The sequence below is a fragment of the Nocardia sp. NPDC004260 genome (assembly GCF_053603155.1).
Window position 1 is genome coordinate 66,906 of the sequence record NZ_JBSGEZ010000022.1, and the last position, 21,712, is coordinate 88,617.

A 21,712-nucleotide genomic window follows, 5' to 3' on the forward strand; every position below is an offset into this window, starting at 1 on the left:
CCGTCGGCAGCCGATGGGCGAATCGCGCCGTTCGTACTCGGCTTCCGGCCTACGCGAATCCGCGTTGTCGGCATTCCGGCTTGTACAAAGTGCTGTACGAGAGCGCGCTCAACCAGCGCACCGACATGGCATTCCGGGAGGAGCTGGCGGAGAGCACAGTCGCGGCGGTGCGGCGATGCATGGACGCAGGCGCGGTCCCGGCCGACGACGCGGCCGCGGTCGCGCTCGATCTGCGCGCCGCCGTCCACGGTGCGGTATCGATGCGGTTGCACCAGCCGGACCGGCCCTGGACACCGTTGGCGGAGCAGGTCGAACGTTTTCTGGTGAAACTGGTCGGTGCTCCGGCTCCGGCGGTCGACGCGGCGCGCGCATCGCAACCCCGTTGACCGCGAAGCCCGGCGGGTGGCGAAATCTTCAGTGCTGCTTCTCGAGCCAATCTCGGTAGTGCGTAGCGACCAGACGGGCGTCCGGGCCCGCGGTGAGAACGTCGCCGGGAACGTCCGCGAACATGCCCGCGGTGTCGTCGGTGACGACGGTGCGGCTGTCGCGCCGAGCGGCCAGGGTGAGCCTGCCGAGGTCGTCGAGGCGGAAGACCTCCGGACCGGCGACATTGCGGACTCCGCCCAGCGGAGCACCGGTGGCGACCTCGACGACCGCGTCGACCACGTCCGCGGCGGCCATCGGCTGGATCGGGGTGGCGGGCAGGCGGACGGTGTCGTCGTCGGAGGTCCAGGACAGCACCGCGTCCATGAACTCGAAGAACTGGGTGGCGCGCACGATGGAGTACGGCGTGGGGCCCAGCCGCAGCAGGTCTTCCTGCAAGCTCTTGGCCCGGTAGTAGTCCAGGCCGGGCACCTGGTCGACACCCACGATGGACAGCACGACCTGATGCCCGACACCGGCTTTCTCCCCGGCATCCAGCAGGTTGCGCATGGAGATGCGGAAGAAATCCACCGACGCCTCGTCGAAGGTCGGCGAGTTCGCCAGGTCGATGACGACCTCGGCCCCCTCCAGCGCCCGGTCCAGGCCCTCTCCGGTGATCACATCGACACCGGTGGACATCGACGCGGGTACGGCCTCGTGCCCCGCCGCGGCCAGCTTGCGCACCACCTGCGAGCCGATCCGTCCGGTACCGCCGATGACTGTCAGCTTCATGGTTCTCGCCTTTCCCGGCGTGCCGCCGGGGAGCCCGCGCTTCATGGAACCGTTACCGGTTCGTTCCGGTCTCGGTACCACGCCGCCGCTCTCGCCACGGGCATCGGTCGTCAGTCTCTGGCGTCGATCGCTCGGAACTGGTGGCCGTCGTACACCGTTCTCCCGCAACACCGTTTCGTGGCACTGATGTAAGAGCGGCGACAACCGCTGTAGGGGTGTTGGTGGGGCAGGTCGTGCACGCTCGGTTTCGGGAGAAGACCGGGTGGCGGGGGAGCCGGAGTCGCCGCGGGCGGGTGAGCGGCTCGGCGTGAAAGGCGTCACCGGTTCGGCATGTTTACAGCGGCATTCCCTCGCCTTCGTCAGCGGCACAGCGCCGTCTCGCGCTCCATCCGGGACAGCTTCTCGGGATTGCGCACGGCGTAGAGGGCGGTGACGAGGCCGTCGTCGATGCGCAGCGCCAGGACGGTGTCGATCTCGCCGTCGCGCCGCAAGATCAGCGCCGGATATCCGTTGACCTGCGCGGGCTGCCTCGACACCGCGGCGAGCCTGCCCAGCCCGGCCGCCAGTATCCGGGCCACGCTGTCGGCTCCGAGGACGGGTGCGAGGGTGGCCTGCACCACGCCACCGCCGTCACCGAGCAGGACGACATCCGGCGCGAGGATGTCGAGCAGATGCTGTAGATCGCCCGTTTCGGTCGCTCGCTGGAACGCCTCGAGGGCGCTGCGGGTCTCGGCGGGCGAAACGACTCCGCGCGGTCGGCGTGCCGCGACGTGCGCCCGGGCCCGGTACGCGAGCTGGCGGACCGCGCCGGGGCTCTTGTCGACGGCTTCGGCGATCTCGTCGTAGCTCAGATCGAATACCTCGCGCAGTACGAAGACCGCTCGCTCGATCGGCGTCAACGTCTCCAGCACGAGCAGCATGGCCATCGACACGCTGTCGGCGAGCTCGACGTCCTCGGCCACGTCGGGCGCGGTGAGCAACGGCTCCGGCAACCACGGGCCGACGTAGGACTCCTTGCGCCGCCCCAGTGTCCGCAACCGGTCGAGCGACTGGCGGGTGACGATCCGCACCAGGTACGCGCGCTGATCCTGGACGGTGCCGAGGTCGACGGCCGCCCACCGCAGCCAGGTCTCCTGCAGCACGTCCTCGGCGTCGGCGGCCGAGCCGAGCATCTCGTAGGCGACGGTGAACAGCAGATTCCGGTGGCTGAGGAACGCCGCGGTAGCCGGGGCGGGGCGGTGATCGCCGGGCGTCTTCTGCGATGTGTCGGCCATGAAGTGGCTCCTGTTCCCTCTCGGCTGTGTCACCCATCAGACGCCTGTCCCTGCCGTCTCGTAACACCGATACGCAGTGGCGCGGGTCACTTCGATGCGCTGTTACGAGGCTCGGGCAGCCGACGTCTGGTGTTCGTTCAACGCACAGCACACGACATCACGAGTGAGGACCACGTCATGGGACCCCGTATCAATCTCAACGACAGCGAGATCGGCGCCAAGATCGGCAAGCGGTTCGCCAACACCAGCCTGGCGATCCTGCAGTCGACGGTGCCGAAGGCCACGATGGAGCTGATGGAGCTGCGCGCAAGCCAGATCAACGGCTGCGGTTGGTGCACCGACGTGCACACCAAGGACCTGACGGCCGCCGGTGAAACCGCGGTCCGCGTCAACCTGGTCGCCGCCTGGCGCGAGTCCAGCGTGTTCACCGAGGCCGAACGGGCCGCGCTGGCGCTGGCCGAGGAGGGTACCCGGCTCGCCGACGCCCACCGAGGCGTCTCCGACGAGACCTGGGCCGAGGTGCGCGAGCACTACGACGACGACCAGATCGCCGCGCTGGTCTACCTGGTCGCCATGATCAACGCGGCCAACCGGCTCGGCGTGATCACGCGCATGCCGGGAGGTTCCTATCAGCCCGGCATGTTCGACGCCATCACGAACTGATCGGCGGGTGCGAGCAGGCTCGGCTTCAGTCGTTCTCGGGAGCGGCGATCGTGAGGACCGCGTCGGCGATATGCGGATTGCGTTCGAGTTCGCGCTCGAGCGCGCGCAACGTGAGGGCGATGCTCGACTCGGCCGGATCGCCGACCAGATCGACGCTCGCGACGAGGAAGACCTGCCGAGGGCCGACGTATTCCAGGCGAACGAAGCGCACCGAGGCCACTTCGGGCATCTCCTCGATGCGGGCCGCCGCGGCGGCGCGGAGTTCGGGCGAGGCGGGCTCGCCGGTCAGGAAGCGCCGGTTACGGTCGATGAGTACTACGGCGATCACCCCGAGCAGCACGCCGACGAGCACCGATCCGAGTGCGTCCCAGCCCGCCGCGCCGGTGAGCTGGTGCAGCCCCATTCCCGCGAAGGCGATGACGATGCCGATCAGTGCCGCGCTGTCCTCGGCGAAGACCGCGCGCAGGGTCGGATCCGAGGTATCCAGCACGTATTCGAGGATGTCCTGATCGAAGCTCTCGGCCTCGACGCCGAGCTGCCGGGTGGCTTGTAACCACGAGGTTCCCTCCAAGACGAAGGCGATTCCGAGCACGAGGTAGGCGATCGCGTAATCCTGTCCACCGCGACCTTCGTGCAGCAGTTCGGTGATCCCGTGCCACACCGACACCGCGGCGCCCGCGACGAACAGTCCCACCGCCGCCAGCAACGACCAGACATATGCCTCGCGCCCGTACCCGAGAGGTCGTTTCGCGTCCGCGGTGCGAGCGCTCCGACGGTTGGCTACGAGCAGGAAGATCTGGTTGCCGGTGTCCGCCCAGGAATGTGCGGCTTCGGCGACCATGGACGCCGAGCCGGAGAGCGTCGCGGCGACCGTTTTGGCCACCGCCACCGCGAGGTTGGCGCCGAAGGCGACGATCACCGTGCGAGTGCTCCCCCCGCCGGCGGTGGGCGCGGATCTCTCGTCACGGAAAGCGTTCGCTCGCTCCATCTACGCCAGTGTGGCACGACCCCCCGGCCGGACTCTGTTTACCGAACCGTGTGTGTGGTGTGCGCGGTGAAGTGGCCACCGCGCTGCGGTTTTGGTTGTGCTGTCAACTTTGGTTCCGAATCGGCGTTCTCACACTTACAATGGGCCAACACATAACGGCACGTCATATAGGTGCACGGTGGTGAGACCGGGTCGGCGGTTCCTCCCACCTCGACGATGGGATTCGACATGGTCGGGAGTTCAGCAGAACCGTCGGACTGGTCCTTCGAGCGCAAGGGCGCCGAATGGGTCGCGGACGAGGAACGTCGAGGCAAGCCCCGCGCCTTGTTCTGGCCGTGGGCGGGCACCAGCTGCAATGTGGTCCTGGTGTCGTTCGGTCCGTACGTGACCGCGCTCGGCCTGGACTGGCATGTGGCGGCGCTGGCCGCGGCGGTGGGCGCGGTGCTCTCCTTCCTGCTGCTCGGCTTGGTGTCGCTGGCCGGGCAGCAAGGGGGAGCGGCGACCATGGTGGCGGGCCGCGCCGCGTTCGGGTTCCACGGCAACAAGATTCCGGCACTGCTGAGCTATCTGGCGTTGGTCGGCTGGGAGACCTTCTCGGCGGTGCTGGCGACCCTCGCGGCCCGCACGGTGGCGCACCGGCTCGACCCGGATATGGACACCGCACCGCTCATGGTCGTCACTCTCGTCACTGTCATCGTGGTGACCACGGTGATCGGGATATACGGCTGTCACGTGATCCTGCGGATCCAGAAGTGGTTCGCTCTCGCATTCACCGCCCTGTCGGTGGTCTATGTCGTGCTGACGCTGCCCAGGATCTCGTTCGCGACGCACGGACAGGTGAGCGTGGGCGCGTTCGTGGGCGGGGTGATGCTGGTCGCCAACACGCTGGGCTTGAGCTGGGTCAACTGCGCGGCCGACTACACCCGCTACCTGCCGCGCACCGCCGGCAAACGTGCGCTGGTCGGCTGGATCACGTTCGGTGGCACCGCTCCCGCCCTCGTTCTGATGGGACTCGGCACGGTGCTCGCGGCGGGGGATCCGGACGTCGCGGCGACGGCGGCCACCGATCCGATCAGCGCGTTGTCGGCCCACTTGCCCACCTGGTTTCTGGTGCCCTACCTGATCCTGGCGCTGGTGGGCTTCGTGTCGGGCTCCATCATCGGCCTCTACTCCTCCGGGCTCGCGCTGCAGACGTTGGGCGTCCGGATATCCCGGCACTACACCGTTCTGATCGACGCGGCCCTGATCGCCGCCGCCGGTGGCTATGTGGCGTTCGCGGCCCCCGGGTTCTTCGCTCCGTTCCAGGCGTTCCTGACCACCACCGGTGTGGTAATGGCCGCATGGACCGGAATCTTCGTGGTCGACCTGTGGCAGCGTCGCCGCGTCGGCTACGACCGGACGGCCCTGTACAGCCCGGTCGGCGGCTACGGAAAGGTGAACCGCGTCGGAGTCGGCTGTCTGATCGTCGCGACCATCGCCGGGCTCGGCTTGGTCACCTCGCCCGATCCGCATGTCGGCCCGCTGCTCGGCTACCTGTTCACGCCTGCCGCCCGCGCGGGTGGCCTGGGCAGCAGCAACCTGGGGGTGTTCGTCGCGCTGGTCTTGGCGAGCGTGGGATACGCGGCGCTGCATCGGGTAAGTCCACTCGCGCGGGCGAGCGCGACCGAGCGGATCGAGGACCGGGAACCGGAACCGGCCCGAGCGGCGGTGTAGAAAGAACGCCGTATCGGCTGGTCGGCGCGGGCTTTTCGCCGCGATGGTCACACGTGCGCGGCGATCCGCCGATCGATCACCGACAGCGTGAACTCCCCCCATCGAATGTTCTCCTGCTCGAGGGAGATTCCGCGCAACAGCGTGAGGTAGGGGCCGACTCGCTCGGCCTCGGCCAGGTACGCCTGCTCGCTGCGGCCGTCCAGCAACCGGGAACGCAGGCGTTCGTAGCGGGCCAGTTTCGACTTGGACCACTCCAGCTTGTCCGCTACCGCGGCACGCACGGCGGGGGCGTCCTCGACGTCCATGCCCTGCACCTTCACCATCATCTCGTCGCGGATGGCGGTGGGCTTGGCCGGCTTCTCGACGAATTCGTGGAGAGCCGCGCGCCCGGCGGGGGTGATGGCGTGCAGGCGCTTGTTGGGCCTGCGCTCCTGCTGCACGACCCGGGTCTCGATGAGGCCGTCGGCCGCCATCCGCTCCAGCTCCTTGTACAGCTGCTGGGGTGTGGCCATCCAGAAGTTGGCCACCGAGGCGTCGAAGCTCTTGGCCAGGTCGTAGCCGGAAGCCTCGCCCTCGAGCAGAGCGGCCAGCACCGCGTTACGTAGCGCCATCGGCTCAGGCTACCACTCGAGGAGATTAATCAAATATCTGTCCTTCGAGCTATGGACAGGTCGACTTTACCTGGATACGGTTCAAGCCACCTATTAAATTTCTTGAATATAGGAGGTGGGAGATGCACCCCTTCCGCGTAGCCGTGGAAGCTCGTGACGAGGCCGCCATCGAGGCGCTGCTGGCCGACAACGTGGTGTTCACCAGTCCGGTGGCATTCCAGCCGTACCCGGGCAAGGCGATCACCGCGGCCACCATGCGCGCGGTGATCCGCGTGTTCGAAGATTTCCGCTATGTGCGCGAGATCGCCGACGCGAACGGTCGTGATCACGCGTTCGTGTTCGAGGCCACCGTCGACGGCAAGCGGCTGACCGGCTGCGACTTCCTGCACTTCGACGAGGACGGCAAGATCGACGACTTCATGGTCATGGTGCGTCCGCTCTCGGCGGCACAGGCCCTCGCGGCGCGTATGGGTGAGCAGTTCGAGCGCATCAAGGCCGAGGCCGCCGCGCAGCTCGAGCGGGAAGCCGCCGGCGCGTGAGCGACTACGACGCCATCGTCATCGGCGCGGGCAATGCCGGACTGACCGCCGCCGCGACCCTGCAGCGCGCGGGCGCGCGAACCCTCCTGCTCGAGCGGCACAATATTCCCGGTGGCTGCGGAACATCCTTCCGCCGCGGACGGTTCGAGTTCGAGGTCGCGTTGCACCAGCTGTCCGGCGTGGGCGTCGATGGGCAGCCGATGTCGTTGCGAGAAGGGCTTTTCCGGCAACTCGGCATCGCCGACAAGCTGGAGTTCGTGCAGGAACACGACCTCTATCGTGCCGTGATTCCCGGTCGGCTTGATCTCACCTTGCCCGCGGACTGGGACGGCGCGGTCGCCGCCATCGAGGCCGAGTTCCCCGGCAACCGCGACCGGGCCGCGAAATTCTTCGACCTGATCCGGCAGGTGAGCTTCTGGCAGATCGCCGCCATGCGGAGGATGCCGGTCGAGCAGATCGACCCGGTGCTGTTCGAGTACGGATTGCGGCCGCTGAAGGACGTGCTCGACGAGTTCTTCGATGACGACCGCATCAAGGTCGCGCTGGGCATGTACTGGACCTATCTCGGGCAGCCGCCGTCGAGACTGCGATTCCAGGATCTGGCGCTGACCCTGTTCGCCTACTTCGAGTTCAAGCCCTGGCATGTGCGCGGTGGGTCGCAGGCGATGTCCACCGCCATCCTGGACGCCTTCCTCGCCGCGGGTGGCGAAGTGCGGTTCAACACCGGCGTCGAGGCCGTTCTCACCGAATCCGGCCGGGTCCTGGGTGTGCGGTTGGAAGACGGTTCGGAGGTCACCGCTGCCGACGTCATCTCCAACGCGTCGCTGCCGACCACCTACGGCATGCTCGAAGGCATCGACGTGCCCGCCGAGGTGCGAAATGATTTGGCCACCAGGCGAATCGGCGTCTCCGGCTTCGTGCTGCACATGGGGCTGGACGCGACTCCGGCCGAACTGGGTTTCACCACCAGCACGACGTTCGTCAACATGGACGCCGACGACGACCGCACCTACCGGGCGTGGAAATCGTTCGAGCCCGCGCGGGGCATCTGCGTCAGCTCATACGATGTCGCGCCGATCGGATTCGCGCCCGCCGGCGCCACGCACGTCAGCCTGATGACGTTGCAGTACGCCGACATCTGGAAGACCGTCCCCGCATCGGAGTACGCGCGCACCAAGTTCGCCTACGCCGAAACCCTGCTCGACCTGTGCGAAACCATCACCCCCGGCATCCGCGACGCCATCGAAGAGGTCGATGTCGCGACACCGTTGACCATGATGCGCTACCTGGGGCATCCGGGCGGCGCGATCTACGGCTACGACCAGGACGCCACCGAAGGCTGGCTGTTCCGCGACAGCGAACGCCGAACCCATGTTCCCGGACTCCATCTGGCCGGCTCCTGGGCCGGGATCGGCGGATTCCAGCCCACCCTGGAGGCCGGTGCGCGCGTCGCCCGCCGTCTCCTGCGCTCCAAAGCCGCCTGACCAGAGGACAGCACGTGAAGCACCCACTCGCAGAACGGTTCGACGGAGCGGCGGAGATCCTCACCGAGATCGATGCCCGCGTCCCCGATACGCGCGACTACTCCGCCGAAACACGCGCCACCGTCGACGCCTACCACCCCAAGCGGCTGCGGTTGGTGGTCACCGCGATCATCGAGGAGACCGCCACCGCCAAGACCTTGCGGCTCGAGCGCGCCGACCGGTTCGAGCTGCCGCCCTTCCTGGCGGGCCAGTACGTGAACGTCTTCATCGACGGCACCAGCCGCCCGTTCGCGATCTCCTCCAGCCCGGCCCGGCTGACCCACTACGACCTCACCGTCCGCCGTGTCCCCGGCGGACGCGTCAGCAACCTGCTTGTCGACACCGTCGAGATCGGGCAGGTGCTCACCACCACCGGCCCGATGGGCACCTTCCACCACAACCCGCTTTTCCACGGCAACGAGGTGGTGTTCCTCGCGGGCGGTTCGGGCGTGGCTCCGGCCATGAGCATGATTCGTGAGATCGCCGATCTGGGCCTAGACCGCGCCTTCCACCTGATCTACGGCTCCCGCGACGCCTCCGACATCATCTTCGGCGCGGAACTGGACGAGATCGCCGCCACCCACCCCGGCATCGACGTGGACCATGTCATCGCCGAACCCGCCGCCGGCTGGACCGGAGCCACCGGCTTCCTCACCGCGGAAACCATCGACCGGCTGGCGGGCGAACTCGACGGCCGCATGGTCTACGTGTGCGGCCCGCAGGCGCTGTACCCCTACGCCCTCGGGCAGCTCACCGCGCTGGGCCACCCGCGCAAACGCATCCGTTTCGAGGCCAACGGCGCGCCCAGCGATCCCGCCGCCCAATCACACTGGCCCGCCGGTATCGATCCGGCGGAGGAGGAGGTCACCGTCACCGTCGGCAGCACATCCTTCCGCACCCCGCGCAACCGTCCACTACTGGACGCGTTGGAAGACAACGGTATTCGTCCCGAGGCCGCCTGCCGTTCCGGCGAATGCAGCCTGTGCCGGGTGCGGATTCTGAAGGGCGAGGTGCACAACGCCGAGGAGGCGAAGCTTCGGATCTCCGACGCTCGATTCGATTACACCCATTCGTGTGTGGCCTACCCGATCACCGATGTGGAGCTGGGCCTGTGACCTACCGAACCTATGTCGCGCTCGGCGACAGTCAGACCGAAGGCGTCGGCGACGGCGACGACCGGACCGGATTGCGCGGCCTGGCCGACCGGCTCGCCGAACGCCTCGCGCAGGCCGATCCCGGCGTGCGCTACGCCAATCTCGCGGTTCGAGGCAAACTCGCCCGGCAGATCCGCGCCGAGCAACTCGATGCCGCCTTGGCGCTGCGACCGGACCTCGCGACCGTGGTCGCCGGAGTCAACGACCTGCTGCGGCCGAATTTCGACGCCGACGAGGTCGCCGGACACTTGGACGCGATGTTCGCCGCCCTCACCGCCCACGGCGCGGTCGTGGCGACGCTGACCTTTCCCGACCTAGCGCGCATCACCCCGCTCGCGCGCCCGCTCTGCGGTCGCGTCACCGCGCTCAACCAGCGCATCCGTGCCTCGGCGGCACGGCACGGCGTCGTCCTCGCCGAAACCGCCCACCATGCCGTCACCGATCCTCGCTTGTGGAGCCGTGACCGGCTACATGCCAACCCGCTCGGACATCAGCGCATCGCCGACGCCCTCGCGCACGCCTTGGGCCTACCCGGCGCCGATGAAAGCTGGGCCGCGCCCTTGACGCCGCCGCTGCCCACCGGCACCCGAATGGCGACGGCGATGGGTGAAATACGTTGGGCAGCAATGTTCCTGGGTCCCTGGCTCGGTAGGCGGCTCACCGGACGCTCCTCAGGCGACGGACGCACCGCCAAACGCCCGCACCTCCTCCCGGTGCACGGCCGCACGGCGATCGCCGCGCCCACGGACCGGATCCAGCCGTGACCACGGTGTCGGGACGCTCTGTGCGGGCTCGTATTCCGCTCGTCGGTTCCCCAGCACACCCCGCGAGACGAGCATCGCTTACCCGGCAGGTAATCGACTCTGGTCGATCACCATGCCACGATCACGTCATGACCGCTTACGCCATAGCCCACCTGCAAGACGCCGCTCCGCACCCGGATATCGCGGACTACATGGAGCGTCTTTCGGCGACCCTCGAACCGTACGGCGGCCACTACCTCGTGCACGCGACACCGCACGAGGTGAAAGAAGGTAGCTGGCCCGGCGCCGTGGTGATGCTCGGCTTCCCCGGGATCGCCGAGGCGCGAGCGTGGTGGGACTCGCCCGCGTACCGGGAGATCGCACCGCTGCGCACGCGGCATATCGAGGGTGACCTCATCCTCGTCGAAGGTGTCCCCACCGGCTACGCCCCGACCGCCGCCGTGAAAGCCATCCGGGAGGCCGTGTCCGCCGACTAACCGGTTCCCGCGCCGGGCAGACGCACGGTGAACGCGGTGTGGCCCGGTTCGCCGGCCACCGAGATGTCACCGCCGTGCGCCTTGACGACCGCCGCGACGATCGCCAGACCGAGGCCGGTGCTGCCCGCCCGTCGCGAGCGCGACGAGTCGCCGCGCGCGAAACGCTGGAATACCGTCGGCTGCAAAGCTTCCGGGATTCCGGGCCCGTGACGAGCGCGTCTACACGGTGCGCGGCGAGGACGACGACGCCCGGTCGAGCGGAGTCAGGGCCGTTTGATCGCCGCCGCTGGCAAGGGCTTGACATTGCCCCAGGGGCAGGGTTCGAGCATGGTGGCATGAACGAGATGAACACGGAATTGGCCGGATTCGTCGCGGCGTCGGCCGGAAAGTTGGGCGTACCGGGTGTCGCGGTCGGCGTGACGGTCGGCGGTCGAGAAGACTTCGCGTGCCACGGAGTGACGAGTGTGGTCAATCCGCTTCCGGTCGACCGGGACACGATGTTCCTGGTCGGGTCGGTGAGCAAGACGTTCACGGCGACCGCATTGCTGCGGTTGGCCGCCGAGGGACGGGTGGAGTTGGACGCGCCGGTGCGGCGGTACGTCCCGGAATTCGCCCCTGCCGATGCGGCCACGGACGAGATCACTGTGTTGCGGCTGCTCAACCATACGGCCGGGCTGGAATGGAAGCTCGGCGTCGACACGGGCGAAGGAGACGACGCCTTGGCACGGCACGCGGTGAAACTCGCCGAGGCGCGGCTGATCGCGAAACCGGGAGAGCGGGCGTCCTACAGTCAGGCGGGGTTCAATCTGGCAGGCCGGGTCGTCGAGAACGTCACCGGGTCGACCTTCGAACGGGCGGTCGCGTCGCTGTTGTTCGAACCGCTCGGGCTGACACACAGCTGTTATTCGGTCGACCACGTCATGACCCGGCGGTTCGCGGTGGGTCACAACGTCGACGCCGACGGTGTGCTCGCCGTCGCCCGGCAATGGAAGGACAACCGCGCGAACAACCCCGGCGGTGGCGTGGTGACGTCTGTCCGCGATTTGCTGCGCTGGGCGCGGTTCCACCTCGGCGACGGCCGGACCGAGGCAGGTGAGCGCATCCTGCCCGCCGAACTGCTGCACCGGATGCGGGAGCAGACCGTGGAGCTGCGCGGGAGCACCCTGGGTGACGCGTTCGGGATCTGCTGGTTCCTGCGCGAGGTGGACGGTGTCGCGACCATCGGGCACGGCGGGTCGGGCAACGGTCAGTTCGCCGACTTGCTCATCGTGCCGGAGCGCGATTTCGCCGTCGCGGTGACGTCGAACGCGGGCCCGGACGCGGGGCTGGCGTTCAACCGGACCGTGGTGAAATGGGTGCTCGAACACTACCTCGGTGTGGTCGAACGCGATCCGGAGCCGCTGCCCTACGACGCGGCGCGGGCAGGGGAGATCGTCGGGCATTACGAGAACGAGATGATGCGGCTGACCCTCGACACCGACGGGGCAAGGTTGACGATCGAATGCGCCATCAAACCCGATATCCGTGCCGCCGCGGTGACCGATCTGCCGCCCGACCTGCCACCGGCTACCCTCGGCCTGCTGGCCGGCGACGCGGACGAGTACATCGTCACCGAAGGCGGTCTGCAAGGACAACGCGGGTTCTTCACCCGTGACGATTCCGCCGCCGTGACCGGAATCGATCTCGCCGGTCGCTTGTTCGCCCGGGTGCGATGACGGCGGCGGGCACCGAAGGGAGCCACGCATGATCACGATCGGGCAGCTCGCGCGGTACGCGGGCGTGACGATCAAGGCCGTGCGTGTCTACCACGAACGCGGCCTGCTGCCCGAGCCGCCGCGCGACTCCTCCGGCTATCGCCGCTACAGTGCCGAGGCCGCCATCGATCTGGTCAAGATCAAGACATTGGCGCGATCCGGCGTGCCCCTGGCGCGGGTCAAGGAATTGCTGACCGCGAATTCCGACGAGTTCGCGGCGGCGATCGCAGAGATCGACCGCATGCTCGCCGAACGCGCCGAGGAGATCCGCCGCACCCGCGAGCAGATCGCCGAACTGGGGTCCGGCGATCGACTGTTCGTGTCCGCCGATGTCGCCGAATACCTCGGGCGCCTGCGCGAACTCGGGGTGAGCGACCGGGCGGTCCGGATGGAGCGCGACATCTGGATTCTGCTGCAATCGGTCGCTCCGGAACAGGCGTCGGACTGGGCCGCCGACAAGCTCGACGCCATCGATGATCCGCGATTCCGGGCCATCTACCTCGACTACGACGCGGCATTCGACTGGTCCCCCGACGACCCGCGTCTGGTGGACCTCGCCGACCGCACTCGCCGGTGGATCATCGGCAGACGCACCGGAGCCGGCCGGACCACCCCGGCGCTGGATCCGAAACTGATCCGCCTGGTGAACGAATCCGTCGGAGTCACCTCGCCCGCCTGGGAACGGCTGACGAAGATCGCGCAGAAGGCGACCACCGAGTAGCAACCGCCCCCATCGGCTCGGCAATCGCATTGCGGTACAGCTGTTTCGAGAGTGCGTTACTGTCCTGCGGACCCGTGCGCCGGCGATCCGGCTGCTCGGGCGGTCATGTCGTACTCCGGAATCGAGGCAAGCGTATGAACCACAAGCTCTGGTTGCTCGGACGGTCCGTCACGGTCGGTGCTCACATCATGGGCGAGAGAGTGTTTCGGCCGAAGGCGCGCGACGTCGAGGACGTCCCGGTGTCGGGCGAGACGCTGACCCCACGGTGGCTGACGGCCGTGCTGTGCCGCGATGTCCCCGGGGCCGAGGTGCTCTCGTTCGAAACCGCGAACGGCAGCCGCGGAACATCCACCCGCGTCGCGATTCGCGTCGACTACAACGACGCGGGACGGCAGGCGGGCTTGCCGACCGACCTCTTCGCGAAGACAACGACGGCCTTCTCGCAACGCATCCTGCTCGGTGGCGGAAAGATGATAGACGGCGAAACCCGCTTCTTCCGTGACTTCCGCCCCCAGGTCGACATCGAGGCGCCGATCGGCTATTGGGGAGCCGCCGATTCGGCGTCCTGGCGATCGATCGCCTTGATGGAAGACATCGCCTCGACCCGTGGTGCTCAGTTCGTCGAGCCGAACGCTCCGGTCGCCCGTGACCAGATCGAAGACCTGGTGCGCAATCTGGCTCGACTCCACCGCACCTTCTGGAACCACCCGTCGATCGCGGACCTCAAGACCACGACCGAGGCGCTGCAGGCATACCTCGCCGCCATCGACATGAAGAAACGTTGCGAGGTCGGCCTGCGCCGCGCCGCAGCGGTGGTTCCGGAGGCCCTGCACGACCGAGCCGACCGGCTGTGGGCCGGTGTCGAGCGGGCGATCGACAACGCGACGAACGAGCTTCCGCAGACCTTGTTGCACGGTGACCCGCACATCGGGCAGACATATCGAACCGCCGCCGGGCGAATGGGATTCGTCGACTGGCAGGTGGTGATGCGGGGAGGCTGGGCACACGACTTCGCCTATACCGTGAATTCGGGATGCGAGCCCGAGGACCGGCGTGCTTGGGACCGCGAACTGCTGGCGGCCTACCTGGACGAACTCGGAGCCCTCGGCGGCCAGGCGCCGTCGTTCGAGGACGCGTGGCTGGCGTACCGGCAACAGTCCATGTTCGCCTACGCGGCATGGGCGTTCACGATCGGCAGGGCGGCGTATCAACCCAAGATGCAGCCGGTGGAGACTTGCCTGACGCTGTTGAAGCGAATCACCACGGCCATCGACGACCATGACTCACTGGACGCTCTCGGCGTCTGAGGCCGAGAGCGTCCACTGCCTCCGTGTTGTCGCGGCCGGGTCGATTCCGGCCGCGCAGCGGATCGGCAGGCATTCTGCGAAGCTTGTTCTCGTCCGCGGTGAGGGTCACGGTCCACGCGCGCTATACCATCGCTTGGTTCCGGCACAGTCGCCGTGAGTTCGCTCCAGTGCAGTGTCCAGGCAGGGAGCGGTAGTTCAGCAGTCACGTTGTGCAACACCAATGTTTGGAGTTCGCTCTTTGAGTACGCCACAATCTCATGCTCCGGCTGGGTCGTGCCCGGTCCTCCACGGCTCGCCGATCGAATCCGACGAACAGCGAGTGCCCATGTACTCGCCCGAGTTCGCGGCCGATCCGCACCGTGTGTACCGCGAGATGCGCAGGCGCTACGGGTCTTTGGCGCCGGTGGACCTGGCCCCCGGTGTCCCGGCCACCTTGGTGATCGGCTACGGCACCGCGGTGCGGATCCTCAACGATCCCGACCATTTCCCGGCCGACCCGCGCGCCTGGCAGAAGAACATCCCCGCGGATTGCCCCATTCTTCCCCTGCTGGAGTGGCGGCCCATGGCCAGTCGCAGCGCCGGGACCGACTTCACCCGCTACCGTGGGGCGATCACCGCCAGCATCGACGAGGTCGACCTGTATGCCCTCCAATCCGTCGTGGAGGGACTGGCCATCCCGCTGATCAACTCCTTCTGCGAAGACGGGTCCGCCGAACTGATTCGCCAGTACGTGTTCCCGCTCGTCTTCCAAGCGGTGAACTATCTGCTCGGCTGCCCGCCGGAGATCGGGGCGCAGGTCGCCGCCGGTACGGCCGCCCTCCTCGAGGGTGTCGACGCCGAAAAGGGCAATCAGATGCTCGGCGAGGCGCTGATGAGCCTCGTGACGCTGAAACGCGCCGAACCCGAGCGCGACATCACCTCGGTACTGCTGCGGCATCCCGCCCGGCTCGACGACGTCGAGGCGTCGCACCACGTGTCCCAGGTGTACGGCAGCGGGATCGAGTTCCAGCTGAACCTGATCACCAACACCCTGCTGCTGATCCTCACCGACGAGCGCTTCGGCGACAGCATCCTCGGCGGAAACCTGTCGTCCCGCGATGCGATCGACGAGGTCTTGTTCAACGACCCGCCACTGGCGAACCTTTTGATCACCTATCCCCGTCACCCGATCCTCATCGACGACGTCTGGTTGCCCGCGCATCAGCCTGTCGTCATCAGCATGGCCGCGTGCAACAACGACCCGGCGATCCGCGCCGGCGACTTGACCGGCAACCGCTCCCACCTGGCCTGGGGCCTCGGCCCGCATGCCTGCCCCGCGCGTCCGCTGGCCTACCTGATCGCGCAAGAGGCCATCGACCAGCTCCTCGACGCACTGCCGGAGCTCGAACTGAATCTGCCGAACCGAACCCCCGACTGGCGACCGGGCCCGTTCCACCGCGCCCTGACCGAATTGCCGGTCACCTTCCCCCCGACCTCTCCGCTGAACATCTGACGCAACGCTGTCGAGGCATGGGCCTGCGGCCGTCATACGACAGGCGCGCGCCGCTACACACCCGACGACAGTTGGCGGTGTGAGGTGCTGACCGCTCTCGATGCCGGGACTTCCCTCCGACCACTGGCCGTGCTCGGAAAGATCGTTGTCGCCGTACGGTCACCGGGCTTCACTGCGACCCCGCCGAGTGCTGCGGGGTCGCACGTACGCACCGTGATCATGAACCGGCGCTACCCCGCGATCGGCCGGACGTGAGGCGGCCGGTGGGGCCCGCCCGGGGTGCGGTCGGCGGGGATGCTGGTGGAGCTGGCCGCGTTGCCGGGTGTGAGGTTGGTCTGGCCGCCGGGAGTCAGGTTGGTTTGCGGACCGCACGCCAGGTTGGGCCAGGAACAGGTCGGTAGGTTGGGGTCCTGACCGGCCTGGGCCACGCCGGCCGTCACCAGCCCCAGGCCCAGCAGCGCGGGTGCTGCGGCGATCGCGAGGGCGCGGGCGAGGCGGTGGGTGCGGCGGGTCGAGCGCTGGTCGATGGTCATATGGGTGCTCCTTCGTGTCGGTGTGGCGGGGCGGTCCCGCTTCGTCATTTATGACGCTGTCCAGACTCATCGACGCTGGTCCGAGCCGAAAGGACACCCAGGGTGCGCGGCAGCGCACCCTTCTCGTGGTTCGATCCCACCAAGGTGTCGGGTTCCGATGGCCGACGCGGACACCTTTGCGCGTCGTCCCCGACATCGCGTTCTAGGTCAGCGCGGGCGGCGGTATCGTCTGCGGCCGCGGAATCGGGACGGCCGAGGATGGCGTATCGGGATACAGCAGCCTGCCGATCCGACAGCGACGGCCGACTCCGCCGCCTCGGCCGGGCGAGCGGAGTAGGCCGACTACAAAGCGATCATCCCGCAGACCGCGCGCTGATCTCCGGGTCGAAACGAATGCCGGTCACCCAGCGTGTGGACTCAATGGTTGTTCTATACACCGCAACAACTTTCGGCGATCACCCCGGGCTCGCTCTGCCGACACGCCATCAACCGTGGGAGAGCTGCTCGCGCAGCACCGTACGCAAGGTGACGGGTTCGCGACCGAGCAGGGTGCCCAGTGTCGGGTCGACAGTGGCGAACTCGCCGACTCGGCTGGCGGCGAAGATGCCCAGCAACTGATCCGCCCGCTGCGCGGGAACGCCTTGGCCCACCAGCTGATCCCGGAACTTGTCGTCGGGTGTCGTGGTCCTCGTCATGGCGCGGCCCGTGATCTCGGTGGCGATACCGGCGATGTCGTCGAAGGTGAGCGCTTGCCCCCCGGTGAGCGGCGGCGTGGGGCCGTCGAAGCGGCCTTCCTCGGCCAGGATGGCGGCGGCGGCTTCGGCGAGGTCGGCGTGCGCGGTCCAGCTGAACGGCCCGTCCGCGGGAAGTTCGAGCTGACCGGATTGCACTGCGTGGCCGAGGAAGTGCGCCGCGCTGGTGGCGTAGAAGCCATTGCGCAGCGACGTGAACGGCACGCCGGAGGCGCGTAGCGCATCCTCGGTGGCGGCGTGATCACGGCACGCCTGGAAGTGCGACGAGGCACTGGCTCCCATCTGGCTGGTGTAGAGGATGCGCCGGGCGCCCGCGGCGACGGCCGCTTCGATCGCGGTGCGGTGTTGTTCGACGCACTCTTCGCCCATTTTGTCGACGGAGACGATGAGTACCTGAGAGGCGCCCTCGAAGGCGTTGGCGAGGCCGGCGGCGTCGGTGAAGCTTCCCTCTCGTACCCGTACCCCTCGCTCGGCGAACGCCCGCGCTTTTCGCGGGTCGCGGACGCTGACCCCGACTCGGTCCGCGGGCACGCGCGTCAGCAGTCTCTCGACGATCTGACGTCCCAGCTGTCCGGTGGCTCCGGTCACGATGATCATGATGCACTCCCGTGTTGCGACGATGGTTCCAATGGAAACAATTGAACAGTATCACTGATACTAACGATGGAACCAAGGAAGCGGTATCATTGATATATGACATCGCGCGCACACGGCATCGATGACGCCACTCCCGTCGAGTCCGGCACGGCCACGGGCCGCGAGCAGACCCGGCAGCGGGTCATCGAGGCCGCCATCGGCCTGCTGACGCGTGGGGGTCGCGACGCGGTCACCACGCGCGCGGTCGCTGATGCGGCGGGCTTGCAGCCGCCGGCCATCTACCGGCTGTTCGGGGACAAGGATGGGCTGCTCGACGCGGTGGCCGAGCACGGCTTCGCCGCGTTTCTCGCCACCAAGCACGTCGACCCCGATCCGCGAGACCCCATCGAGGACCTCAGAGCCGGCTGGGACGTGGCGGTCGAGTTCGGTTTGGCCAACCCCGCGCTGTACACGTTGATGTACACCGAACCCGTCGGTACCACCTCGGCTGCCTTCAAGGCAGGCATGGAGATCCTGATGGGCCGAATCCGCCGCCTCGCCGCGGGCGGCTGGCTGCGCGTCGACGAGGAACTCGCGGCCCAGATCATCCATGCCACGGCGCGCGGCGCAGTGCTCACCTGGCTCTCGCTGCGCGAGGAGCGGCGTAACCCGGCCCTGTTGACCACTCTGCGGGAGTCGATGGTCGCCGCCGTCACCAACCAGCAACCGGCGGTGCAAGACGCGGGCCCGGCAGGCGCCGCCCGCGCCTTGCGCGCCGCACTGCCCGAGCAGACGACCCTCAGCAGCGCGGAGCAAGATCTACTGCGGGAGTGGCTGAACCGCCTTGCCGCCGACGGCTGATCGCCGACCCTCGATCTTCCCGGCGCCGACACCGTCGGATGCCGCGACAACCGGGTGCCGAGCCGCTGCCAGCCGCGCGAGCGCGGTTTCGGTGAAGACCGACAACCCGAGGTCGGGGTTGTATCCGTGAATTTCTTTGACGTCGAGGTCGGCGAGAAAATAAAGGATCTCCGTCGAGACCACCTGCCCTGGAACCAGTATCGGGAAGCCGGGCGGGTAGGGCACCACGAAGGTAGCCGACACCAGGGGCTTCCCCTTGGCGAGCCGTCGCCCGGCATCGCCGAGCAGGACGTGTTCGCGGTCGGACTCCGCATACCCGGCGTAGAAGGCCGAACGCATATCGCCGAACGAGCTGGCGCCATCGGGACGAAAAGCGCTGTCGAACTCGCTGAAATCGGGCAGCGCGGGCAGATCCTTGGTGATCTCGTCGACCCGGCGCTGTTGCAGGGCGCGATCGGCCCTGCCACCCGCGCTCCAGCTTCGCTCGAAGTCGGTGGCGACCCGGCGCAGCACGTCGAGCAGGTAGTGCACGCTCGACCAGGTGACGCCGATCGTGAAGATCAACAGCACACTGTTGATCGAGGTCTTGTTGATCTGGATGCCGAACCGGTCCATCAGGATCTTCTCGCGGAAGTCGTATCCGTTCATGCCAGTCTTGCCGATGAACAGGGTGACCCGGGTCGGGTCGAGCACGAACTGATCGGATCGCCACGCCTCGTTCCACTCCGCCAAGCCACCCTGTCTGACCTGCCGGTAGGAGATGACTTCGGAGGGGCGGAACTCGTCGGGCACCAGGTCGTCCTCGTCGAGGATGCGGAACCACTTCCCGATCAGCCGGTCCTTACGGACGCGGTGGCGGAACACGAGCGCCATGTCGTAGACGTTCCGGACCAGCTGGAAGCCCTCGATGTCGACCTGCCTGCGCGCCAAGTCCAACGACGCCAGGAGTTGCTGGTTCGGCGAGGTCGAGGTGTGGGTCAGGAACGCCTCGGCGAACGTCTCGCGGACGAGGGCTTTGAAATCCTGGTCGCGGACATGGATCATCGACGCCTGCCGCAGCGCGGACAGCGATTTGTGGGTGGAATGCGTCGCGTACACGCGCACCCGCGCACGCTCGGGGTCGGGAAGCAGCCTGCGCTCGCTCCACTCGGCACGGTCGACTCCCTGCATCGACGCACGCCACTCGCGGTACTCCTCGGCGTACCCGGGCGAGGACAACGTCGATCGGAGTTGCTCGGCGGCAACCATCGCGGTGCGCTGTCGCGCCCACGGCACGGCGGTCGCGAACGCGTACCACGCCTCGTCCCACAGGAAGCAGATGTCCGGCTTGATCGCCAGAACCTCCTCCATCACGCGCTGGGGGTTGTAGACGATGCCGTCGAAAGTGCAGTTGGTCAGCAGCAGCATCCGCACCCGGTCCAGTTGCCCGGCCGCCTCGAGGTCCAGCAGCGCTTTCTTGATGGTGTGCAGGGACACGGCTCCGTAGATCGCGAACGGCGCGAGCGGGTAGGCGTCCAGGTACAGCGGGTACGCTCCGGCGAGCACCAAGCCGTAGTGGTGCGACTTGTGGCAATTGCGGTCGATCAGAACGATATCGCCCGGCCGGGTCAGGGCCTGCACGACGATCTTGTTCGCGGTGGATGTGCCATTGGTGACGAAGTACGTCTGATCGGCGCACCACGTCTCGGCGGCTTTGTCCATCGCCGCCCTGATCGTGCCGTGTGGATCCAGTAGTGAGTCCAGCCCGCCGGAGGTGGACGACGTCTCGGCCATGAAGATGTTGCGGCCGTAGAACTCGCCCATGTCCTGTAGCGACTTGGAGTTGAAGATGCTGGCGCCACGTGCGACGGGCAGCGCGTGGAATTGGCCCACCGGCGCGGCCGCGTAGGCACGCAAGGCATCGAAAAACGGTGTGGCGAACCGGCTGCGGACGCCCGCGAGCACCGTGCTGTACAGGTCGGTGACGTCGTTGAGGCGGTAGAACGTGCGATCATAGACGTCCGTCTCGTCCTCGGTCTCCGCGGCGATCGACTCGTCGGTGAGCAGATACAGGTCGATATGCGGTCGCAGCTTCCTGATCCACTCACCGCATTCCACCCAGTCGTGGTTGCGGTCGGTCACGTTCACGTCTTCGTTGGCGCCGAGCAACGTGGTCATCAACGGCGCGCGGTCGCTGGAACGGAGGGGGAGGTCGTGCCGGATGATCGCCGCCTGAATCTCGCCGTTCAACGCGACGGCGGTGATGGCGTCCTCGATGCTCGCCACGACGAGCAGTTCGAACTGCACATCGTCCGACGGGTCGCGCAGTGCCCGCAGGCTCTCCGCCAGGCCCGCGGGAGCGTCGGACGGAGAGTCGTCGCCGAGCAGGACGGTGTAGAACTGCTGCTCTTTGGCCCGCGCCACGAGTTCCTGATCTTCCAGCGGCGCGGAGGTGTCGAACAAGGCCGCACGGTCGCCGTACTCGGAGAGCAGGCGCACGGCCAGCGACACTTCGTCGGCGAGCCGCGCCGTCGCGAGATCGGCGAGATAATCGCGGAACGCCGCCAATCTCGCCGGTCCCGGGTACAGCCAGTACCGCTCATAGGTGCCGAGTCGATCGAGAAGACGCCGCACCCGGGCGGCTTCGTGGGTGGCGTCCAGCCCGGCCTGATTGACATCGGCGAGCCGACGGCACGCGTCATCGAGCAGATTCCAGGTGTCGATTCGCGAGTACGACGGGTTGGCCACCGCCGCCAGCGCGGAAACAGAAAGCCCTTTCGGGCGCTCGCCGTCTCGGTGCATGTCGTCAGTTCCTCCCCCTCGATGGGCGAAGTGATCTGTCGAACGCGGTAGACCTAATTGTGCCTTGCGGTAGAT

General features: G+C 67.5%; 20 protein-coding genes and 1 pseudogene. 13 read left to right on the forward strand and 8 right to left on the reverse strand.

Going from position 1 to position 21,712, the window contains the following annotated elements:
- Nucleotides 1-80 precede the first annotated feature (80 nt).
- On the forward strand, nt 81-386 hold the full coding sequence (locus ACWEO7_RS15505; RefSeq protein WP_452423876.1) for a WHG domain-containing protein: 306 nt from the start codon (nt 81-83) through the stop codon (nt 384-386).
- Between the two features lie 28 nt (nt 387-414).
- Here the strand turns inward: ACWEO7_RS15505 and ACWEO7_RS15510 are convergent, their stop codons facing one another.
- Together ACWEO7_RS15510 and ACWEO7_RS15515 are read right to left on the reverse strand one after the other, a co-directional pair.
- On the reverse strand, nt 415-1,155 hold the full coding sequence (locus ACWEO7_RS15510) for an SDR family oxidoreductase (RefSeq protein ID WP_452423878.1): 741 nt from the start codon (nt 1,153-1,155) through the stop codon (nt 415-417).
- A 359-nt stretch (nt 1,156-1,514) separates the two neighbouring features.
- Nucleotides 1,515-2,429, reverse strand: coding sequence for an RNA polymerase sigma-70 factor (locus tag ACWEO7_RS15515; protein ID WP_452423879.1), 915 nt, complete (start codon nt 2,427-2,429; stop codon nt 1,515-1,517).
- Between the two features lie 177 nt (nt 2,430-2,606).
- On the opposite strand from ACWEO7_RS15515, the gene ACWEO7_RS15520 reads away from it, so the two are divergent.
- Nucleotides 2,607-3,092, forward strand: coding sequence for a carboxymuconolactone decarboxylase family protein (locus ACWEO7_RS15520; RefSeq protein ID WP_452423881.1), 486 nt, complete (start codon nt 2,607-2,609; stop codon nt 3,090-3,092).
- A gap of 25 nt (nt 3,093-3,117) precedes the next feature.
- Here ACWEO7_RS15520 and ACWEO7_RS15525 read toward each other — a convergent pair whose 3' ends face one another.
- Nucleotides 3,118-4,080, reverse strand: a complete 963-nt coding sequence (locus ACWEO7_RS15525; RefSeq protein ID WP_452423882.1) for a cation diffusion facilitator family transporter — start codon at nt 4,078-4,080, stop codon at nt 3,118-3,120.
- Nucleotides 4,081-4,308: 228 nt separating this feature from the next.
- On the opposite strand from ACWEO7_RS15525, the gene ACWEO7_RS15530 reads away from it, so the two are divergent.
- A complete protein-coding gene (locus ACWEO7_RS15530) occupies nt 4,309-5,793 on the forward strand; it encodes a purine-cytosine permease family protein (protein ID WP_452423883.1) in 1,485 nt (494 codons plus the stop codon).
- A gap of 47 nt (nt 5,794-5,840) precedes the next feature.
- On the opposite strand, the gene ACWEO7_RS15535 is transcribed toward ACWEO7_RS15530, so the two are convergent.
- Nucleotides 5,841-6,404, reverse strand: coding sequence for a PadR family transcriptional regulator (locus ACWEO7_RS15535; protein WP_452423885.1), 564 nt, complete (start codon nt 6,402-6,404; stop codon nt 5,841-5,843).
- A gap of 122 nt (nt 6,405-6,526) precedes the next feature.
- Between ACWEO7_RS15535 and ACWEO7_RS15540 the strand changes: the two genes are divergently transcribed.
- From ACWEO7_RS15540 to ACWEO7_RS15560, 5 genes are all read left to right on the forward strand, one after another.
- Nucleotides 6,527-6,943 (forward strand): nuclear transport factor 2 family protein, encoded by a 417-nt coding sequence (locus tag ACWEO7_RS15540; RefSeq protein ID WP_452423887.1) that lies wholly within the window; start codon nt 6,527-6,529, stop codon nt 6,941-6,943.
- Nucleotides 6,940-8,427, forward strand: coding sequence for a phytoene desaturase family protein (locus ACWEO7_RS15545; RefSeq protein ID WP_452423889.1), 1,488 nt, complete (start codon nt 6,940-6,942; stop codon nt 8,425-8,427). The genes ACWEO7_RS15540 and ACWEO7_RS15545 overlap by 4 nt, the downstream gene beginning before the upstream one ends.
- A 14-nt stretch (nt 8,428-8,441) precedes the next feature.
- The gene (locus ACWEO7_RS15550) at nt 8,442-9,581 is read left to right on the forward strand and encodes a 2Fe-2S iron-sulfur cluster-binding protein (RefSeq protein ID WP_452423891.1); all 1,140 of its coding nucleotides are present in this window, start codon (nt 8,442-8,444) and stop codon (nt 9,579-9,581) included.
- On the forward strand, nt 9,578-10,384 hold the full coding sequence (locus ACWEO7_RS15555; protein ID WP_452423893.1) for an SGNH/GDSL hydrolase family protein: 807 nt from the start codon (nt 9,578-9,580) through the stop codon (nt 10,382-10,384). The genes ACWEO7_RS15550 and ACWEO7_RS15555 overlap by 4 nt, the downstream gene beginning before the upstream one ends.
- Before the next feature lie 128 nt (nt 10,385-10,512).
- The gene (locus tag ACWEO7_RS15560) at nt 10,513-10,860 is read left to right on the forward strand and encodes a DUF1330 domain-containing protein (protein ID WP_450017181.1); all 348 of its coding nucleotides are present in this window, start codon (nt 10,513-10,515) and stop codon (nt 10,858-10,860) included.
- On the opposite strand, the pseudogene ACWEO7_RS15565 reads toward ACWEO7_RS15560, so the two are convergent.
- Nucleotides 10,857-11,069, reverse strand: a pseudogene (locus ACWEO7_RS15565) (ATP-binding protein); the annotation flags it as partial. The gene ACWEO7_RS15560 and the pseudogene ACWEO7_RS15565 overlap by 4 nt on opposite strands.
- 126 nt (nt 11,070-11,195) lie before the next feature.
- Here ACWEO7_RS15565 and ACWEO7_RS15570 point away from each other — a divergent pair.
- The 4 genes from ACWEO7_RS15570 to ACWEO7_RS15585 all read left to right on the forward strand — a co-directional run bounded on the left by ACWEO7_RS15570 (nt 11,196) and on the right by ACWEO7_RS15585 (nt 16,134).
- Nucleotides 11,196-12,575 (forward strand): serine hydrolase domain-containing protein, encoded by a 1,380-nt coding sequence (locus ACWEO7_RS15570; RefSeq protein ID WP_452423895.1) that lies wholly within the window; start codon nt 11,196-11,198, stop codon nt 12,573-12,575.
- Nucleotides 12,576-12,603: 28 nt separating this feature from the next.
- Nucleotides 12,604-13,335 carry a MerR family transcriptional regulator gene (locus ACWEO7_RS15575; protein ID WP_452423896.1) on the forward strand — a complete coding sequence of 244 codons (732 nt, stop codon included), beginning with the start codon at nt 12,604-12,606 and terminating at the stop codon, nt 13,333-13,335.
- A gap of 188 nt (nt 13,336-13,523) precedes the next feature.
- A complete protein-coding gene (locus ACWEO7_RS15580) occupies nt 13,524-14,642 on the forward strand; it encodes an aminoglycoside phosphotransferase family protein (protein ID WP_452423898.1) in 1,119 nt (372 codons plus the stop codon).
- A gap of 325 nt (nt 14,643-14,967) precedes the next feature.
- On the forward strand, nt 14,968-16,134 hold the full coding sequence (locus tag ACWEO7_RS15585) for a cytochrome P450 (RefSeq protein WP_452423900.1): 1,167 nt from the start codon (nt 14,968-14,970) through the stop codon (nt 16,132-16,134).
- A 230-nt stretch (nt 16,135-16,364) separates the two neighbouring features.
- Here ACWEO7_RS15585 and ACWEO7_RS15590 read toward each other — a convergent pair whose 3' ends face one another.
- The gene (locus ACWEO7_RS15590) at nt 16,365-16,667 is read right to left on the reverse strand and encodes a hypothetical protein (protein ID WP_452423902.1); all 303 of its coding nucleotides are present in this window, start codon (nt 16,665-16,667) and stop codon (nt 16,365-16,367) included.
- A gap of 485 nt (nt 16,668-17,152) precedes the next feature.
- Entirely contained in the window at nt 17,153-18,016 is an 864-nt protein-coding gene (locus tag ACWEO7_RS15595; protein WP_452423904.1) for an NmrA family NAD(P)-binding protein, read from the reverse strand.
- 96 nt (nt 18,017-18,112) lie between these two features.
- On the opposite strand from ACWEO7_RS15595, the gene ACWEO7_RS15600 reads away from it, so the two are divergent.
- The gene (locus ACWEO7_RS15600; RefSeq protein WP_452423906.1) at nt 18,113-18,856 is read left to right on the forward strand and encodes a TetR/AcrR family transcriptional regulator; all 744 of its coding nucleotides are present in this window, start codon (nt 18,113-18,115) and stop codon (nt 18,854-18,856) included.
- Here ACWEO7_RS15600 and ACWEO7_RS15605 read toward each other — a convergent pair.
- Entirely contained in the window at nt 18,815-21,637 is a 2,823-nt protein-coding gene (locus ACWEO7_RS15605) for an aminotransferase class I/II-fold pyridoxal phosphate-dependent enzyme (RefSeq protein ID WP_452423908.1), read from the reverse strand. The two genes, ACWEO7_RS15600 and ACWEO7_RS15605, sit on opposite strands and share 42 nt — an antisense overlap.
- Between the last annotated feature and the right edge of the window lie 75 nt (nt 21,638-21,712).

Bases quoted from the DNA above. Each gene is read 5' to 3' on its own strand.
- ACWEO7_RS15510 (WP_452423878.1), bottom strand. From the start codon at position 1,155: ATGAAGCTGACAGTCATCGGCGGTACCGGACGGATCGGCTCGCAGGTG.
- ACWEO7_RS15515 (WP_452423879.1), bottom strand. From the start codon at position 2,429: ATGGCCGACACATCGCAGAAGACGCCCGGCGATCACCGCCCCGCCCCG.
- ACWEO7_RS15520 (WP_452423881.1), top strand. From the start codon at position 2,607: ATGGGACCCCGTATCAATCTCAACGACAGCGAGATCGGCGCCAAGATC.
- ACWEO7_RS15525 (WP_452423882.1), bottom strand. From the start codon at position 4,080: ATGGAGCGAGCGAACGCTTTCCGTGACGAGAGATCCGCGCCCACCGCC.
- ACWEO7_RS15530 (WP_452423883.1), top strand. From the start codon at position 4,309: ATGGTCGGGAGTTCAGCAGAACCGTCGGACTGGTCCTTCGAGCGCAAG.
- ACWEO7_RS15535 (WP_452423885.1), bottom strand. From the start codon at position 6,404: ATGGCGCTACGTAACGCGGTGCTGGCCGCTCTGCTCGAGGGCGAGGCT.
- ACWEO7_RS15540 (WP_452423887.1), top strand. From the start codon at position 6,527: ATGCACCCCTTCCGCGTAGCCGTGGAAGCTCGTGACGAGGCCGCCATC.
- ACWEO7_RS15560 (WP_450017181.1), top strand. From the start codon at position 10,513: ATGACCGCTTACGCCATAGCCCACCTGCAAGACGCCGCTCCGCACCCG.
- ACWEO7_RS15570 (WP_452423895.1), top strand. From the start codon at position 11,196: ATGAACGAGATGAACACGGAATTGGCCGGATTCGTCGCGGCGTCGGCC.
- ACWEO7_RS15575 (WP_452423896.1), top strand. From the start codon at position 12,604: ATGATCACGATCGGGCAGCTCGCGCGGTACGCGGGCGTGACGATCAAG.
- ACWEO7_RS15580 (WP_452423898.1), top strand. From the start codon at position 13,524: ATGGGCGAGAGAGTGTTTCGGCCGAAGGCGCGCGACGTCGAGGACGTC.
- ACWEO7_RS15585 (WP_452423900.1), top strand. From the start codon at position 14,968: ATGTACTCGCCCGAGTTCGCGGCCGATCCGCACCGTGTGTACCGCGAG.
- ACWEO7_RS15590 (WP_452423902.1), bottom strand. From the start codon at position 16,667: ATGACCATCGACCAGCGCTCGACCCGCCGCACCCACCGCCTCGCCCGC.
- ACWEO7_RS15595 (WP_452423904.1), bottom strand. From the start codon at position 18,016: ATGATCATCGTGACCGGAGCCACCGGACAGCTGGGACGTCAGATCGTC.
- ACWEO7_RS15600 (WP_452423906.1), top strand. From the start codon at position 18,113: ATGACATCGCGCGCACACGGCATCGATGACGCCACTCCCGTCGAGTCC.
- ACWEO7_RS15605 (WP_452423908.1), bottom strand. From the start codon at position 21,637: ATGCACCGAGACGGCGAGCGCCCGAAAGGGCTTTCTGTTTCCGCGCTG.